The sequence below is a fragment of the Streptomyces sp. NPDC088747 genome, from assembly GCF_044751025.1.
GTDB lineage: Bacteria > Actinomycetota > Actinomycetes > Streptomycetales > Streptomycetaceae > Streptomyces.
Genome location: NZ_JBIVKZ010000007.1, coordinates 186,195 through 203,246 on the forward strand (window position 1 = coordinate 186,195; position 17,052 = coordinate 203,246).

Below are 17,052 nucleotides of genomic sequence, written 5' to 3' on the forward strand. Positions count from 1 at the left end.
GAACCGATCCGAACCCACTCCGCCCCAACCCGGCCTGCCCTAGCCCAGCCCGGCCTGCCCCAGCCCAGCCCAACCCAGCGACAACGACTGACTCACGGCCAGAACATGACCGTCCCACCCTCGTGGTCGCTGAGCCAGACCACCCGTCCGGTCTCCTCGTAATGGCTGACCTCCGCGCAGGCCCCCTCCGGCTCCCGCTCCGCGCTCTGGGCGTGGCGTGCCGTCCAGCCCGTGAGGCCGTGCCGGTCCACCAACCGGGTTACGGTCTTCCGCAGTTCCGGATAGGACACGCAGGTACAACCGGCGAACTGCTTCTCAAGGTCCGCCCGGAAGCGCGAGAGACGGAGCTGCTCATCCGTAGGCCCGCGGTACGGGTCCGAACGATGGCTGCGGCACTGGTCCCGGCCGCCCGGGTAGACGTTGATCGACCCCTGCCGTGAGCTGTCGACGCACGCGGTGAGTTCGGCGGGAGCCGGCTGTCCGAACAACTCGGGCCACCTCTGGCGGCAGGTCTTCACGGGATCGTCGGTGCCCGGATCGAAGCCCACCACGGCGTCACCGGTCGCGGAACCGACGCAGGACAACCCGGTCGAGTCGAGGGTGTGGCCCCGGCCGTCACCGGCGACCCAGGCGTACGTTCCCGCCGTGGCGCCGGTCACGACCAGCGCCACGGCCGGAACCATGACCAGCACGCGCCTGCGCCGCTCGCGGGCGCGCCGCCGCACCCGGGCGAGAATCCCCGTGGCGACGGGCGAGTCGGGATCGGTGGCCCGTTCGCCGGGATCCGGATCACTGTCGCGGAGCATCCGGTCGAGCGCCTCATCGCTCAGCATGATCCTTCTCCTTCTCGCTCGCCGAATCCTGCCTGGGGTCAGCCGTGGCCAGGTGCTGCTTGAGCCGCTGCCTGGCCCGGTGCATGCGGGTGTCGACGGCGCCGACGGAGATTCCCAGCACGGACGCGATGCCGGCGCGGGAGAGATCGTCCCAGTAGGCCAGGCGCAGCAGTTCGCGGTCGGAGGCGGGCAGCAGCGCCAGGGCCGCCGAGAGCCCGTCGGCAGCCTCGCCGGTGTCCGAGGGGTCACCGCCGTGCGGCGGATCCGGCCGGCCGCGTTCGGCGATCCGCAGCAGCAGCCGCGCCCAACGGCGTCGCCCGCGTTCCTGGTTGGCGATCACCCGGCGTGCGATGCCCAGCAGCCACAGCACCGCTTCCTCGTCGTCGTCGGGCAGTTGCCGACGGCGCCGCCAGGCCACCGCGTACACCTCGGCCACCGCGTCGTGAGCCGCGGCTTCGCCGGTGCGGCGCAGGCAGTACGCCGTCACTCTTCGGTAGGTCGGCCGGAACAGTCGCTCCAGCCGTTCACCCCGTTCGTTCCCGTCCATGCCCGGCAATGTCCACCACGTTCCATTCTCTTACCGCGTCGAGCCACGACTTCGGCCCGATTGTGCCCGCGAAAGCGTCCTTGATCACTTTGAACGATTCAAATTGCTCATCCGATAACGCCGGTCCGGAGACGGCGGGTCGAAGGATCCGCCCCGCTCGATTCCCGCGATTTCGGCCTCTCCGGTGTGATCAACTCTTCCTGAAAAGCTCATTCATGGGGAACTGTCCTGACAACTGCCCTCCATGCACGAACTCTTGACGCGTGCGGTGTGCACACTTACCGTCTCCCGCGGACGATGTAAAACGATTCAAGTTCTCCTCGATGTGTCACCCCTGCTTTCTGTCTGCTGTGAGCCTGCTTTTCTCTGTCGAGTCCGGTTCACCGTCGCCGCGCGCCGGTTCCAGCGTGCGCGGTGGCGGCTGTCTCCGGAGGTACTTCCCCCTGTCCGGAAGGAGCACAGCGCCGTGCCCGCACCGCACGACATGCCCCGCCCGTCCCGCCGCCAGATCCTCGCCGTCGTGTCCGCGGCGGCGGCCGCCGCCACGCTTGCCCCGTGGGAGGCCGCCGCCGCGACGCCCGGACCCGGGACGGCCGGACCGCGCCCGGCCCTCACCGCCTTCCCCCTGGCCGATGTCCGGCTGCTGGAGAGCCCTTTCCTCGCCAACATGCGGCGCACCTGCGCGTATCTGCTCTTCGTCGACACCGACAGGCTGCTGCACACCTTCCGTCTGAACGTGGGACTGCCCTCCTCCGCCGAGCCCTGCGGCGGCTGGGAGGCGCCGGACGTCCAGTTGCGCGGCCACACCACCGGCCATCTGCTCAGCGCCCTGGCCCAGGCGTACGCCAACACCGGTGACGACGCCTATGCGGCCAAGGCCCGTTCGCTGGTGTCAGCACTGGCCCAGTGCCAGCGGGCGGCCCCGGCGGCCGGGTACCACGCCGGATACCTGTCCGCGTTCCCCGAGTCCGTCGTCGACCAGCTGGAGGCGGGCGGCAAGCCCTGGGCCCCGTACTACACCCTCCACAAGATCATGGCGGGGCTGCTCGACCAGTACGAACTGGGCGGCGACCAGCAGGCGTTGGAAGTGCTGTTGGACATGGCGGCCTGGACGGACGCACGCACCGCACCGCTGTCCACCGAGCGCATGCAGGCAGTGCTGAAGGTGGAGTTCGGCGGCATGAACGACGTACTGGCCCGACTCCACCTGCTGACCGGCGACCCGGCCCATCTGCGGACCGCCCGCCGTTTCGACCACGAGGAGCTGTACGCCCCGCTGGCCGCCGGCCGGGACGAACTCGCGGGCCGCCACGCGAACACCGAGATCGCCAAGGTGGTGGGCGCGGTGCCGAGTTACGAGGCGACGGGGGAGAAGCGCTACCTCGACATCGCCGACAACTTCTGGACGGCGGTCGTAAAGGACCACTCGTACGCCATCGGCGGCAACTCCAACCAGGAACTGTTCGGCCCGCCGGGCGAGATAGTGAGCCGCCTGTCCGAGGTGACCTGCGAGAACTGCAACAGCTACAACATGCTCAAGCTCGGCAGACACCTCTTCCTGCACCGCCCCTCCCACACCGTGTACATGGACCACTACGAGTGGACGCTCTACAACCAGATGCTCGGCGAGCAGGACCCCGCTTCCGTGCACGGGTTCGTCACCTACTACACCGGCCTGTGGGCGGGTTCGCGGCGGCAGCCCAAGGGCGGTCTCGGTTCGGCGCCCGGCAGTTACAGCGGCGACTACGACAACTTCTCCTGCGACCACGGCTCCGGCCTGGAGACGCACACCAAGTTCGCCGACAGCATCTACTTCCGCACCCGCGACACCCGCCGCCCCTCGCTGTACGTCAACCTGTTCATCCCCTCCGAACTGCACTGGCGCCAAACAGGCGTGACGCTCCGTCAGGACACCGGGCATCCCACGACCGACCGCACCCGTCTCACCGTCACCCGGGGAGACGCCCGCTTCACGCTGCGGCTGCGGATCCCGTCCTGGGTGGTGGACACCGGCCAGGAGCCCCGGATCAAGGTCAACGACCGGCACCTCCCGGACCGGCCGAAGCCGGGCACGTACGCCGCCGTCGAGCGGCACTGGCGTGCCGGGGACACCGTCGAACTCGTGCTGCCCCGACGGCCCGTCTGGCGGGCCGCCCCCGACAACCCGCAGGTGAAGTCACTCTCGTACGGGCCCCTGGTCCTCGCGGGGGAGTACGGCGACACCGCGCTCGCCACCCTGCCCGCGATCCGGCCCGAGACCCTGCGCCCGGTGTCCGGCAGCGGCACGGCGTTCACCGCGCTCGCCGACGACCGCCGTGTGTCAATGCGCCCGTTCCACGAGGTGCACCACCAGAACTACAACGTCTACTGGGCCGTGCAGCCGCGTCCCGCACGCCGACGGACCATCGCCCGCTACCCCTTCGACGAGGGCGGCGGCACCTCGGCCGCCGACCGCACCGGCACCTTCGCCGATGCCGCCCTCGCCGCGGGCGCCGCCTGGGCCGAGGCCGACGAGGTACGGTCGGTGACCCTCGACGGGCAGGGCGCCCACATCGCCCTCCCTGCCGGACTGCCGCGCGGACTCGACGAGTTGACCGTCGCCGTCCGGGTCCGCGTGGACACCCTGGCCCCGTCAGCCCGCGTCTTCGACCTGGGCTACCACAAGGACACCTACCTGTTCCTGGCGGCGACCACCGGCGCCCGGCGCGCACGGGCCGCCCTGAAGATCGCCGGCATGGAGTCCGAGGACGTCATCGACGCCACCGGCCCGCTCCCCGTGGGCCGGTGGGTGCACGTGGCGCTCACCCTCGGCGCCGGCACCGGAGTCCTCTACCTCGACGGCGTCGAGGCGGGCCGCAATCCCGCCATGGTGGCGAGCCCGCTCCTGCTCGGCGCGAGCACCCACAACTACCTGGGCCGCTCGCAGAACACCACCCACCCGTATCTGCAGGGCGCGGTGCGGGACTTCAGCCTGCACAACAAGGCCCTCGACGCGGCCGAAGTGGCACGCCTGGCAGCCGGCTGAGCCGCCGCTCCCGGCCCTCCACCGAGCCCCGGCCCTCCTGTCCGAGACCTCCTTTCCCTCACCCCCTCTTGCCCCGACCCCTCGACCCCTCGACGCCTCGATTGGCCCAGTACGCCGTTCCGTCCGGCGAGCGCCCCGGCGCCCGCCGTCCACGCAGGAGTTCAACCATGTCTCACGACGACCTGTCCAGACGCCGCTTCGTGGCCGCCGCCGGTGCGGCGGGCACCGTCCTCGCCATCGGACTGCCCGACGCCGCCCACGCAGCCGGAACAGCGGCCACGGGCACGGGCGGTACGCCCGCGAGCGCCGAACGCACCTTCTCCGCACGGCAATTCACCGATCCCCGGCGCGACAGCAGACCGACCGTCTACTGGTACTGGAACGGGCCTGTCACCCCCGAACTCGTGGACCGGCAGATGGCCGACCTGCGGGACAAAGGCATGTACGAGGTGGTGCTCTTCCCGTTCGACAACGCCGAGATGCAGCCGGTGTTCTTCACCGAGGAGTGGTTCGACATCGTCGGCCACGTGCTGCGTACCGCGGAACGCACCGGTATGCGGGTGTGGTTGTTCAACGACGACCACTTCCCCAGCGGCCGCGCGGGGGAGTACGTCGTCAAGGGCGGCACGGTCGGCTCCCGCACGTACGAGCCGCGCCCCGACTTGCGCCTGAAGGCGCTGTGGCGCTCGACCACCGTCGTCGAGGGACCCGCCACCGTCGACCTGCGCCGCAGCAGCGGGGTCGGCGTGGAAGCGGGGCACCTGGTCGCGGACGCGGCCGTCCTGGCCGGCGCGACCGCCCTGCGCGGCAGCGACGGGTGGACGGACTACACCGTCACCGCCAGTGCCAAGGCCGAACACACCGCGGCCGGCCTCGTCGTCCGGGCCTCCGCCGACGGACTGGACGGGTACGCCGTCACCTTCGACCAGACCGGAGTCGTCACCGTCCAACGCCTCGCGCGTGGAGCCGACCCGGTCGAACTGCGGCGCAGCACCCGCACCGACGGCTTCAACAAGACGAAGTTCCACACGGTTGCCGTCACCGTCCGTGCCGCCACGCTGTCCGTCACCCTCGACGGCAAGGACAAGGGCACCGTCACCGACGACCGGTACGCGACCGGCGGCGCGGGCGTACGGGCCGTCGACGACCAGCGCTCTCTCTGGGACACCCTCACCGTCACCGGGGCGGACGGCGCCGCGCTGTACACCACGGCCTTCGACGATCCCGCCGCCGCGGGGGACTTCCCCGACCGCCCCGGCCTCGGCGCGGACGCCACGGCCGTCGCCGCCGCCGCCCGCCCCGCGGGCACCACGGACGCCACCGACGTCGTCGACCTGACCTCCCGGCTCAGCGGCGCGCACACCTGGCAGATCCCGGCGGGCCGTTGGCAGATCGACCTCTTCGGCGGATCCCCCCTCGTCGACGACACCCAGGGCTACAGCCGCAGTTACGTCGACCTGCTCGACGACGAGCCGGTGGAGCTGTTTCTCGACATCGTCCCGGGCGAGTACCACCGCCGATTCCGCCGCTACTTCGGCACGGTGATCCCCGGCTTCTGGGACGACGAGCCGTTCTTCGCCTCCGCCGAGGCCCACTTCAAGCGCCTGCCCTGGTCGCCCACGCTCGACAAGGCACTGCGCGCGGTGGACGTCGCACCCGGCCTCGCCTACGCCGCCGCCTTCGACGACCTGGGCCGCGACGGACGGATCGCCCGTGGCCGCTACTGGCAGGCGGTGTCCAACCGCTTCGCCCGCTACTTCCAGAAGCAGGCCCGCTGGTACGAGCAGCGCGATGTCGCCCTGATCACCAACCCGCTCTACGACGAGACGTCCCCGGCCAAGCGCATCCCCTCCACCGGAGACCTCCACAAGGTCAGCCAGTGGGCGCACGTGCCCGGCGGCGACATCATCACCGCCGAGTACGTGGCCGGCGAACCCACCATGATCCTCCGCAACCCCGTGTCCGTCGCACACCAAATGGGCCGGGAACGGGCTCTGTTGGAGATGTTCGGCAACATGGGCTGGCAGGTCACACCCGGCTTCGTCCACACGACGGTCGGCGCACAGGCGGCCCGAGGCGTCAACCTGACGGTCCTGCACGCCCTTTGGACCGACGAGACCCGCGTCTACTTCCCGCCGCCGTTCGGCCCGCGCGCCCCCTGGTGGTGGGCGATGCGGCCGCTCGCCGAGTGGATCGGCCGGGTCATGGAGGCCGGACGCGGCACCTCGGGCGCCCGCACCGGGCTCCTGCAGCCGCAGCGCGCCGCCGAGCAGTGGACGGGCACCGACCGGCAGGGCGAGGTCGACGGCGCGCTCTCCGACGCCGCCTACGCGCTGGAACGCGCCCAGGTCGACTTCGACCTCGTCCACGAGGGCGCGCTCACCGGCGACCTCGACCTGCTGGCCCGTGCCGAGGTCCGCGGCGGCCGGCTCAGCGTGGGCGCGGCCCGCTACGACCTGGTGGTGGTGCCCGTGACGCCCACCCTGGACGTGGCCGCGGTGCGCACCCTCGCGGCGTTCGCGCGGGCCGGTGGCACCGTCGTCGCCGTCGGCACCCTCGCCGCCGAGGAGGCGGACCACCAGGACCGCTCCCTCGCCCGAGCGCTGACCGACCTCTTCGGCGACCGGGTCCCCGGCCGCCGTACCGTCGGGAAGGGCCATGCCGTGCGCGTCGCCGATCCGGACGGTCTGCGTGAGGCGACCCACGACGCCGGGGTGGCCGCCGCCGTGCTGGAGACACCCCAGGACGCCGTGCGCGTCAACCGGGTCCACCGTGGCGATGACACCGCCTTCATCCTCAACAACGAGGGCGCCGAACCGGTCGAGACGTCCGTGACCCTCCCCGCCACCGGTGTTCCCGAACTCTGGGATCCCGCGACGGGCACCACCGGCACCGCACCGGTGCACCGCGGCGGCAGGAACGGCGTCCAACTGCCCCTGTTCCTGGAGCCGTTCCAGACCCGGATCGTCCTCGTGCGCCACGAAGGCCGCGCCGTCCCGCACCTGACGGCCTCGCCGCTTCCCGTCCTCGCGGTCGAGCGGCACGGCAAGGCCCTGCGCGCGACGGTGGAGGCCGCCGCCCCCGGCAGCCACCGGTTCACCGGCACCGACGGCACCCACACCTACGTCGGTACGGCCCACACCGACGACCCGCTGCAACCGGTCACCGTGACCGGCGACTGGACCCTCACCCTGGAACGCGACGGCGCCACACCGGTCACCGGGCCCCTGGGCAGCTGGGTCGAACACGACCGTCTCTTCTCCGGCAGCGGCACCTACACCACCGACCTCGATGTCGATCGATCCCTGCTCGACGGACGCCGCGTCCTGCTCGACCTCGGCGACGTCAGGGACATCGCGGCCGTCACCGTCAACGGCACCGCCCTCCCGCCGCTGCTCTGGGCACCCTGGACCCTCGACATCACGTCCCTGGTGAAGCCCGGCCGCAACTCGCTCGCCGTGCGCGTGGCCAACACGCTCTCCAACGAGCGCAACAAGCCGCTGCCCTCAGGCCTGCTGGGGCCGGTGACCCTACGTTTCCGGCGCCGTCTCACCGTCGACCTCACCCGCGTCTGACCAGCCCCTCGCCCTCCTTCCCGCACCCGCACGCACTCCAGGGAGCCCGCATGCCCAGACCCCGTCCGCGCCGCGGACACCGGCGGCCCGTCCCCGTCCTCCTCGCCACGCTGACCGCGTTCGCGACCGTGCTGGCCGGCGCCGTCACCGCGGACGCCACCACCACCGCCACCATCACGGCGGACCGGCTGCGCACCCAGCACCTGACCCAGGCCCTCGGCATCGACGACACCACCCCCGACCTCAGCTGGGAGACCGGCTCCCGCGCCGCCGACACCCGGCAGGCCGCCTACCGCGTCCAGGCGGCCAGCTCCCCCGAGCTGCTGCGCCGCGGCCGGCCCGACCTGTGGGACTCGGGCAAGGTCCGTTCGGCGCTGCCGCAGACCACCTACGCGGGCCGCGAACTCGGCTCCCGCACCCGCGTGTACTGGCACGTCATGCTCTGGTCCTCGCACGGGCCGCGCGACTCCGGCTGGAGCGACACCGCCGTCTTCGAGACCGGCCTGTCCCGGCAGTCGGACTGGAAAGCCGACTGGATCACCCACCCGGACTGGCAGCTGAGCGAACGCACCGCCGAACCCGTCGTCGTCAAGGTCCCCCGCACCACGGCCCGTTACGTACGACTGGACGTCACGAAGCTCGGACTGCCCCTTCAGGAAGCCTTCCCCGACCGCACCTGGCGCGTCCAGCTCGGCGAGATCGACATCCGTGACTCCGCCACCTCCACCACCGGCCTCGCCCGCGGCGCCGCGGTGACGGCCTCGGAGACCAACACCCTGCGCAAGACGTGGGAACCGGCCCTCGCCGTCGACGGCCTGCCCAACAGCGCCCTGCAGACCGCCGCCGGATACGCGAGCACCGCACACACCACCGCCGACGTCTCCGGCGCACCCGTGGTCCTCACCCTCGACCTCAAGTCGGCCAAGACCTTCGACGAAGTGGCGCTCCACCCGCGCGCCGACGTCCTCACCGCCGACGGCCGAGTCCCCAACTTCCCCGTGGACTACGCCCTTTCGAGCGCCGACAGCGCCACGGGCCCCTTCACCACCCTCGCCGGCGTCCACGGACAGAAACCGCCCACGCCCTACCTCCCGGCCGGACTGCCCCTGCTCACCGACGACTTCAAGCTCCCCGCGCGCGTGCGCAGCGCCCGCCTCTACATCGCGGGCCTCGGCATCTACGACGCCACCGTCAACGGCGAACCGGTGGGCGACGCCGTCCTGGAACCCGCCAACACCGACTACGCGGAACGCGTCCAGTACGCCACCTACGACGTCACCGACCACCTGAAGACCGGCGCCAACACCCTCGGCGTCGCGCTCGGCAACGGCATGTCGAACGTCGTCAGCACCGCCGACCGCTACCGCAAGCTGTACGGCAACCTCAGCGACCCCAAGCTCATCGCCCGCCTGGAGATGACTTTGGCCGACGGCAGCGTGCGCACCGTCACCAGCGGCGACGACTGGCGTACCACGCTCGGGCCCACCACCTCCTCCAACTGGTACGGCGGCGAGGACTACGACGCCCGCCGCGAGAGCGCCCGCTGGGACGAGCCGAACGGCGACCGCCGCGGATGGGACAAGGCCGTCACGGTGGCCGGTCCCGGCACCGCGGACAACCCCGCCGAACTCAGCGCACGCGAGACCGAACCCATCCGCGTCGTCGAGATCCTCAAGGGCCAGGAGGTCCAAGGCGCCGCGGGCAGCCGGGTCTTCGACCTGGGCCGCAACATCGCCGGCTGGCCCGAGATCACCGTCGGCGCACCCGCCGGAACGGCCATCCGCGTCTACCCCGCCGAATCCCTCAAGGACGGCCACGCCTTCCAGTCCATCAGCAACGTCGGCGGACCCCTCTGGGACAGCTACACCACGCGAGGCGCCCGCACCGAGACCTGGCACCCGAGCTTCAGCTACCACGGCTTCCGCTATCTGGAACTCAGAGGCGTACCCGAGGGCGCGACCGTGACCGTACGCGGCAAGGTGCTGCGCACCGACAACGCCTCGGCCGGCGACTTCAGCAGCTCCGACCCGCTCGTCAACGACATCCACTCGCTGATCCGGCGCGCCATCGAGGGCAACATGATGAGCGTCCTCACCGACTGCCCCAGCCGGGAGAAACTGGGCTGGCTGGAACAGAACCAGCTCGTCTTCCCCGCCCTCGCCGGGAACTACGACATGCGCTCCTACCTCCGCAAGATCGTCCGGGACATGGCCGACGCGCAGACCACGGACGGGCTGATCCCCAGCACCGTGCCCGAGTACACCAGCCTGCCCGGCGCCTACCGCAACGACTCCAACTGGGGCGGCGCGTTCGTCCTCGTCCCCTGGCAGCTCTACACCACCTACGGCGACCGCGACACGATGGCCACGTACTACCCGCGCATGCGGCAGTACGCCGACTTCCTCGCCACGCAGGTCTCCGGCGGCATCCTCGACTACGGGCTCGGCGACTGGTTCACCCCGGACCGCACCTTCCCGCGCGCGGTCGCCGGAACCTATGGCTACTGGCGGGTCCTGGATGCCCTCAGCAGGACCGCGGCCGTCCTCGGAGACCAGGACGCGGCCGACACCTACCGGGCGAAGGCCGATGCCGTCGCCGAGGCCCTCGCCGCGAAGTACTACGACACCACCACCGGTACCTTCGGCGGCGCGGGCCAGGGCGCCGAAGCCCTCGCCCTCGACATGGGCGCCTACCCGGCAGGTGAGAAGGACCGCCTCCTGAGCCACTTCACCACCGCCGTCGAGAACGCCGGCTACCACCTCAACCTCGGCGAGATCTCCCTGCCCGCCGCGTTCCGGGTCCTGTCCGCCAACGGGCGCGACGACATCGTCCACAAGATCGCGACCCGGACGACCAGCCCGAGCTACGGCTACCAGGTGCTCGCCGGCAACACCACGCTCGGCGAGTCCTGGGACGGCGGACCGGGCCAGTCGCAGAACCACTTCATGCTCGGCGCCATCGACTCCTGGTTCACCACCAGAGTCGCCGGCATCGGACAGACCCCCGACTCGGTCGGCTACGCCGAACTCCTCATCGACCCCGCCGTGGAGGGCGACATGACCTCCGCCTCCGGCTCCTACCGCACCCCCTACGGTGTCGCACGGACCCAGTGGAAGCGGGACGCCGACCGGTTCCGCCTGACCGTGGACGTGCCCGCCGGCAGCACCGCGGAGGTACACGTCCCGCTGTTCGGCGGGAAGGCCCACGCACCCGCCGGGGCCCGCCCGGTCCGCATCGGACAGGACGAGGCGGTGTACGAGGTCGGCTCGGGCAACTGGACCTTCCGCTCGGCCACTTCATAGCCGCGGGAGCACCGCCGGGGACCGCACCGCATGCCTGTGGCCCGCCGCGAGGGCGGGCCACAGGATCGTGCCGTTCAGCCGACCGTCATACGGTCAGCGGGTGTGGCCGGGTGTGGCCAGGTGTCACGGGAAGCTCGTGATCTTCGAGGGGATGGTGTCCGATCCCGAGGTGGGTGCGCCCGTGTCGTTGACGACGTGGGCGTACTGCCCCTTCCCGCCCAGCGAGACGACCTGGATGCTGTGCAACTTGATGCCCGACTTGACCGGCACCTGGAACCCGTGGTGCTGGACGATCGACGGATCGGACGTGAAGTTGCAGTAACTGCCAAGTCCCCACGCCTCATGGACGTTGACGCTGTCGGCGACCTTGTAGGCGGCGTACCCGACGATGCCGTCATGGGTGACGGCGGCGGCGTTCGGCACGTCGTAGGCCTTCTCGTTCTGGAAGAAGATCGTCCGCCCGCGTTCGCCGCTCCAGACCACGTCGTACTTGTTGAAGTGTTCGACGAACAGGCCGGTGGCGAGTACGTCGTCGCCGTTCACCTCCAGTCCGTAGTCGGCGCGGTTGGTCTCCCAGCCGACTCCTTCACCGTGGTCGGCCCGCCAGATCCAGGTGTGGTCGATGATCGCGTCGTCGCTGTTGATGACCATCGAGTGGGTGGCCAGGCCGGGACCGGCACCGCCGATACGGATGAACACGTCCTGCACGGTGGTCGGGTTGGCGGCGTGGTCGGCCGAGGAGCCGGGCGCGCCGACCTGGAGCAGGGTGTCGGACCTGGCGGCACCGGCGTCGATGAGGAAGCCCGCCAGCCTGACCCCGTCGACGTCGCCGACGTGCATCGCGTCCACGCCGTTGTCGGGGACGATCGTGGCCAGGCCGAGCCCGAGGACGACGGTGTTCGCGCGGTTCACGTTGATCGTCTGGTCGAGGTGGTAGACCCCGGGCGTGAACAGGAGGTTGAGGCCCTGGGCCAGCGCCGCGTTGATGGTCGCGGCGGTCGCACCGGCCTTCACGACGTAGAACTGGCTGAGCGGGAGCGAGGTGCCGCCCGCGTTCGCCGGCCAGGACACACCCCGCGCGTTCGTCCGCTTGCCGGGCACGAACACCTTGTACTCGTTGCCGTCCAGATACAGGAACGGCTTCTCACGCGAGACGGGCGTGGTGTCCAGCGTCGTGTACGGACCGGAGTCGAAGTTCGTCGCCGGAGCGCCCTGCACACCGGAGAACGTCATGTTCCACACGCCGTTGGTCCAGCCGCCGACCGAGCTCTCGCGGGTGTACCACTGCTGCTGCGAGTACGGGCCGACCGTGCCGTCGATCTTCGAGTCGGCGATGTAGCCGCCGGAGGCCCAACCATAGCCCGCCGGTGCGAGGTTGAGGCCGCCCTCGACATGGATCCGGCGGAACGGCGCGGCCTGCGCCACCGCCCAGCGGTCCGTGCCGTTGACGGGCTTGATCGACAGGTTCTCCGCCGAACGCCAGAAGTTCTGGGTGGCGTTGCCGTTGAACCAGCCCGCGTCCACGGTGATGTCACCGTTGATCTTCACGTCGTCGGGGTTGAGACCGAGCCCGGAGATCGAGGTGTAGAAGCCCAGTTGCGCGTTGATGCCGTTGTAGGTGCCCGGCTTCATCAGGAACTGGTAGCGGCCGGAGCCGAACTGGTTGGACTCCTGCTGCGTGAAGACCTGGTCGAACTTGGCCTGCAGATCGGGGGTGTTCGGGTCCACGACGATGACGTTGGGGCCCAGATCACCGCCGCCCTCTACGGGCGGGGTGCCGCCGGTGCCGGTGTGGACCGCGACCTCCCACAGTGAGTAGCCGTAGCCGGTTCCGCGGACAGTGCCGTTGATCCGGACATAGCGGCCCGAGCCGCTGACGTCGTAGGAGGCGGTGCCGCCGGTGCCGTTGGTGACGGACTTCAGGGTCGTCCAGTCCTGGCCGTTGGCCGAGGCCTGGATGGTGAACTCCCTGCCGTAGGCGGCCTCCCAGCTCAGGTCGACCTTGCAGATGTTCTGCTGCGAGCCGAGGTCCACCCGTACCCACTGAGGATCGGACGCCTGGCTGGACCAGCGGGTGCCGGCGTCACCGTCGAAGGCGCTCGCGGCGGGCGTGCCCGCGTTCTCCGTGGAGGACGCGGTGGCCGCCTTGCCTTGCGCGGCGTTGGCGGTCGAGCAGTCGCCGGCCGGGGGATTGCCGGTGCCGGAGGTGCCGAAGACCTGGAACTCCCAGAGGGAGTAGCCGTATTCGGTGGCACGGGACACGCCCTGCATACGGACGTAACGGCCCTGGCCCGAGACGTCGAGCGTGTCGGTGCCGCCGTCGCCGCCGGTGACGGACTTGACGTCGGACCAGGAGCTCCCGTTGTCGGAGACCTGGATCTTGTAGTCCTTGCCGTAGGCCGCCTCCCAGTTGAGAACGACCCTGCTCAGCGTGGCCGACGTCCCCAGGTCGACCTGGAGCCACTGCGCGTCGGTACGCGCCGACGACCACCGGGTTCCGTTGTCACCGTCGACCGCGCCTGCGGCGGGTGTGCCGGCGTTCTCGGTGGAGGAGGAAGTGGCGGTTCTGCCTTGTGAGAGCGGTACTTCGGCCGCGGCGGCCGGTATCTGGGAGGGGATGGTCACGAGCGCCGCCGCTGTGGCGAGCGCGATCCCCAGGGATCTGAGTCTCATACGTTGACTCCGTGCGGGTGTGAAGGGCGGGCCGCCATGACGACCCGAAGAGGGAGAAGCATGGAGCTGGTGAATCTGTCGAGCGCGCGGTACAGAGACCTCCGGCCAGCAGCCCGAGAGGTCTGAGAAAGCCCAAAACTGTTGAGACGACGCTTAGTTCAGGTGTTGATTTAAGTAATGAATCAACGGCTCGGCAACCCGTCGGACACAACTTCTTTACGACATCGCTCGCGAGCGATGTGGACGGCGGGTTCCCGATGGCGGGGAGGGGGAGCGGTTCCGAGGCGACCCGCCCCGGAGAACGGAAGCCGTCGAGGTGCGACATCCCCACGACCTGATGGCCCGTCAAGCACTCACTCCGAGAGGGCTGTCGGCGCTGACACGGGCACTGAGCCCCCCTCCGGCCCCGCATCTCACCTGGCCGTGGAGGCTCCTTCAGCCGGGCTCTGACGGTGAGGAAGGCTGCCCTGTTCATGCAGGAGAGCCGCGGCCTCAAGGTCGTCGGTCCGTCAGGTGGCTGTGAGGATCTCCACGCCGAGCGTCCTGAGCTGCTCGATGGCCGGGTCGTGGGGATCGGCGTCGGTGATCAGTCCGCTGACCTTCTGCCAGGGCAGGACGCGGAACTGGGAGGCCGTGCCGATCTTCTCGGAGGAGGCGAGGACGTAGGTGTCCGCGGCCCGCGCTGACAGGGCGCGCTTCATCGCCGCCTCCTCGGCGTCTCCGGTGGTCAGGCCCGCCTCGGGGTGCACGCCGGTGACGCCGAGCAGGCAGAGGTCGGCGGAGATGTTCTGCGCTGCCTCGACCGCGGCGGCACCGCAGGTGACCGCCGAGTGCTTGAAGACGCGGCCCCCGATCAGGAAGAGCTCCGCCTGCGGATGGTCCAGCAGGGCCGCGGCGATCGTCGGACTGTGGGTGATCACCGTGCAGGCGAGGTCCCGCGGGAGCGCGTGGGCCACGGCGAGGGCGGTGGTCCCTCCGTCGAGGATCAGTGAGCCACCCGGCCGCACCAGCCCCGCGGCCACCGAAGCGACCCTTTCCTTGCCCTCCGGGGCCACACTCTGCCGGGCGGCGTAGTCCACCACCGCCGGGGACACGGGCAGTGCGCCGCCGTAGACCCGCTGGCACAGCCCCTCGGCCGCGAGATCGCGCAGATCACGTCGCACGCTGTCCTCGGAAATGCCCAGCTCGGCGGCGACGTCCTTGGCGACGATCTTGCCCTCGCGGGCGAGCAGGCCGAGCAGGTGATCGCGTCGTTCAGCAGCCAGCATGCACACTCTCTCCTGTTCTTGCACGTTTCTGCATGTATCGTAGCGCCTCATGACCGACAAGCCCATGCTCATCCTCATCGCCGGGCCCTACCGATCCGGCACCGGCGGATCCCCGCAGGCCATGGCCGCCAACCTCGCTCGCCTGGAAGCCGCCGCCTGGCCCGTCTTCGCCGCCGGACATCTCCCCGTCATCGGGGAGTGGATCGCTCTACCCGTCCTCCGATCCGCCGGCGCGGGGCCTACGGACCCCCTCGCGGACCAGGTGCTCTACCCGACCGCCGACCGTCTGCTCACCCACTGCGACGCCGTGCTCCGCCTGCCCGGCGACTCGGCCGGCGCCGACCAGGACGTCGCCACCGCCCGCCGTCGCGGCCTGCCCGTCTACCACGACGTGGCCGAGGTCCCCCGCCGCACCTCACAGGAGACCGTGTGAGCCGCCCCGGCATCGACAGTCCCGACCATCGCGGCCGAACCGGTCTCGACCAAGTCGGACGCGACCTGCGCCGCAACCCCGATGTCCGGGTCCGCGACGTCGAGTTGACATCCCGGGGCTGGCACGTCCTGCGCCGTACCACCTTCGACTACCGCCGCAGCGACGGCCGTTGGGAGACCCAGCAACGCGAGACCTACGACCGTGGCAACGGAGCCGTCGTCCTCCCCTACGACACGGCACGCGGCTGCGTGCTGCTCACCCGCCAGTTCCGCTATCCGGCCTACGTGAACGACCACCCTGACGGCATGCTCATCGAAGCCGCGGCAGGACTGCTCGACGCGGATGATCCGCACACCGCGATCCGCCGGGAGAGCATCGAGGAACTCGGCGTCACCCTCGGCCCGCTCACCCACATCACCGACGCCTACATGAGCCCAGGCTCCGTCACCGAACGCCTCCACTTCTTCGCCGCCTCCTACACTCCCGCCGACCGGACCGGTGCCGGTGGCGGGCTGGAGGAGGACGGCGAGGACATCGAGGTCCTCGAACTGCCCTTCACCGAAGCCCTGGCCATGACCCGCGACAACCGCATAACCGACGGCAAGACCATCCTGCTCCTGCAATGGGCAGCCCTGAGCGGCCCCTTCGCACAGCAACGGAACCTGTGACATCGCCGTACGTCTCAGTTCCGCTTCGCAGCCACAACCGCAACTTGCTCGGGTGACAGACTGTCGGGATTATGGGTGACGGGGGGCAGTCGGTGAGCAAGAAGTACGTGCGGAGAATGCTGCGGGAGATGGAGAGCGGGGAGCCGGTACAGCTCACCCTCGGCATGATGACGGCGAAGGGAGCCGCCCGACTCGCCCTCATCGCCGAGGAGTTCGGGTACGCGTACGAGGATCTGTGGCAGACCGGCGACAAGGTCGTGCTGAGCGTGGTGCCCGATCCCAGTCCGCAGGCCCGGGAGCGCGCCGCGCAGAACCGGCAGCGATACCCGGACGCGAACGAGGGCCTCTCGCTGCCGCCCGTCGTGCCCGAGACGGTCGAACTCCTCAAGGCCCGCATGCTGTTCGACCTCACTCGTCAATTCACCGACAGACAGCGGGTGGCGATCGCGGCGGTCGTCATCACCGTGAGCGTCGCGACCTGCGGCTACAGGTTCGCGGACAGTACCGTCGGCGTCGCCATCGCCGTGAGCGTGTGGGCCGCACTCATCGTCCTGCTGCCCGTCGGGATCGTCGTCCGTCGGCACTACGACGCCAAGTGCGCCGCCCAGTTGGATGCCGCCGGATTCACGATGGTGACCGACGGGAGCGGACGGCTGAGGTATGTGCCCCCGGAGGGCCGGCTTCCCGGACACGGCAACCCGTTCGCTCCAGAGGCGTGATTGCCACCT

Annotated in this window: 10 protein-coding genes; 6 read left to right on the plus strand and 4 right to left on the minus strand. The window is 70.4% G+C overall.

Annotated elements, in window-relative coordinates; genetic code table 11:
* Positions 1-92: 92 nt before the first annotated feature.
* Together ACIP79_RS18810 and ACIP79_RS18815 are read right to left on the minus strand one after the other, a co-directional pair.
* Positions 93-833, minus strand: coding sequence for a hypothetical protein (locus ACIP79_RS18810; protein WP_401224593.1), 741 nt, complete (start codon positions 831-833; stop codon positions 93-95).
* Positions 820-1,380, minus strand: coding sequence for an RNA polymerase sigma factor (locus ACIP79_RS18815; RefSeq protein ID WP_383689178.1), 561 nt, complete (start codon positions 1,378-1,380; stop codon positions 820-822). Before ACIP79_RS18815 ends, ACIP79_RS18810 begins: the two co-directional genes overlap by 14 nt.
* A gap of 466 nt (positions 1,381-1,846) precedes the next feature.
* Here ACIP79_RS18815 and ACIP79_RS18820 point away from each other — a divergent pair, with 466 nt between their 5' ends.
* The 3 genes from ACIP79_RS18820 (at position 1,847) to ACIP79_RS18830 (ending at position 11,282) form a co-directional block, all read left to right on the plus strand.
* Positions 1,847-4,405: a beta-L-arabinofuranosidase domain-containing protein gene (locus ACIP79_RS18820; protein ID WP_401224596.1), complete on the plus strand. Its 2,559-nt coding sequence runs from the start codon at positions 1,847-1,849 to the stop codon at positions 4,403-4,405.
* A gap of 167 nt (positions 4,406-4,572) precedes the next feature.
* The gene (locus ACIP79_RS18825) at positions 4,573-7,980 is read left to right on the plus strand and encodes a glycosyl hydrolase (RefSeq protein WP_401224599.1); all 3,408 of its coding nucleotides are present in this window, start codon (positions 4,573-4,575) and stop codon (positions 7,978-7,980) included.
* Between the two features lie 50 nt (positions 7,981-8,030).
* Positions 8,031-11,282, plus strand: a complete 3,252-nt coding sequence (locus ACIP79_RS18830) for a family 78 glycoside hydrolase catalytic domain (RefSeq protein WP_401224600.1) — start codon at positions 8,031-8,033, stop codon at positions 11,280-11,282.
* Between the two features lie 123 nt (positions 11,283-11,405).
* Here ACIP79_RS18830 and ACIP79_RS18835 read toward each other — a convergent pair whose 3' ends face one another.
* Positions 11,406-13,955 carry a discoidin domain-containing protein gene (locus tag ACIP79_RS18835; protein WP_401224603.1) on the minus strand — a complete coding sequence of 850 codons (2,550 nt, stop codon included), beginning with the start codon at positions 13,953-13,955 and terminating at the stop codon, positions 11,406-11,408.
* A 509-nt stretch (positions 13,956-14,464) separates the two neighbouring features.
* The gene (locus ACIP79_RS18840) at positions 14,465-15,223 is read right to left on the minus strand and encodes a DeoR/GlpR family DNA-binding transcription regulator (RefSeq protein WP_401224605.1); all 759 of its coding nucleotides are present in this window, start codon (positions 15,221-15,223) and stop codon (positions 14,465-14,467) included.
* 49 nt (positions 15,224-15,272) lie between these two features.
* On the opposite strand from ACIP79_RS18840, the gene ACIP79_RS18845 reads away from it, so the two are divergent.
* The 3 genes from ACIP79_RS18845 to ACIP79_RS18855 all read left to right on the plus strand — a co-directional run bounded on the left by ACIP79_RS18845 (position 15,273) and on the right by ACIP79_RS18855 (position 17,043).
* The gene (locus ACIP79_RS18845; protein WP_401224607.1) at positions 15,273-15,656 is read left to right on the plus strand and encodes a DUF4406 domain-containing protein; all 384 of its coding nucleotides are present in this window, start codon (positions 15,273-15,275) and stop codon (positions 15,654-15,656) included.
* A complete protein-coding gene (locus ACIP79_RS18850; RefSeq protein WP_401224609.1) occupies positions 15,653-16,324 on the plus strand; it encodes an NUDIX domain-containing protein in 672 nt (223 codons plus the stop codon). Before ACIP79_RS18845 ends, ACIP79_RS18850 begins: the two co-directional genes overlap by 4 nt.
* Positions 16,325-16,416: 92 nt before the next feature.
* Positions 16,417-17,043, plus strand: a complete 627-nt coding sequence (locus tag ACIP79_RS18855; RefSeq protein ID WP_401224611.1) for a hypothetical protein — start codon at positions 16,417-16,419, stop codon at positions 17,041-17,043.
* The last annotated feature ends 9 nt before the right edge of the window (positions 17,044-17,052 follow it).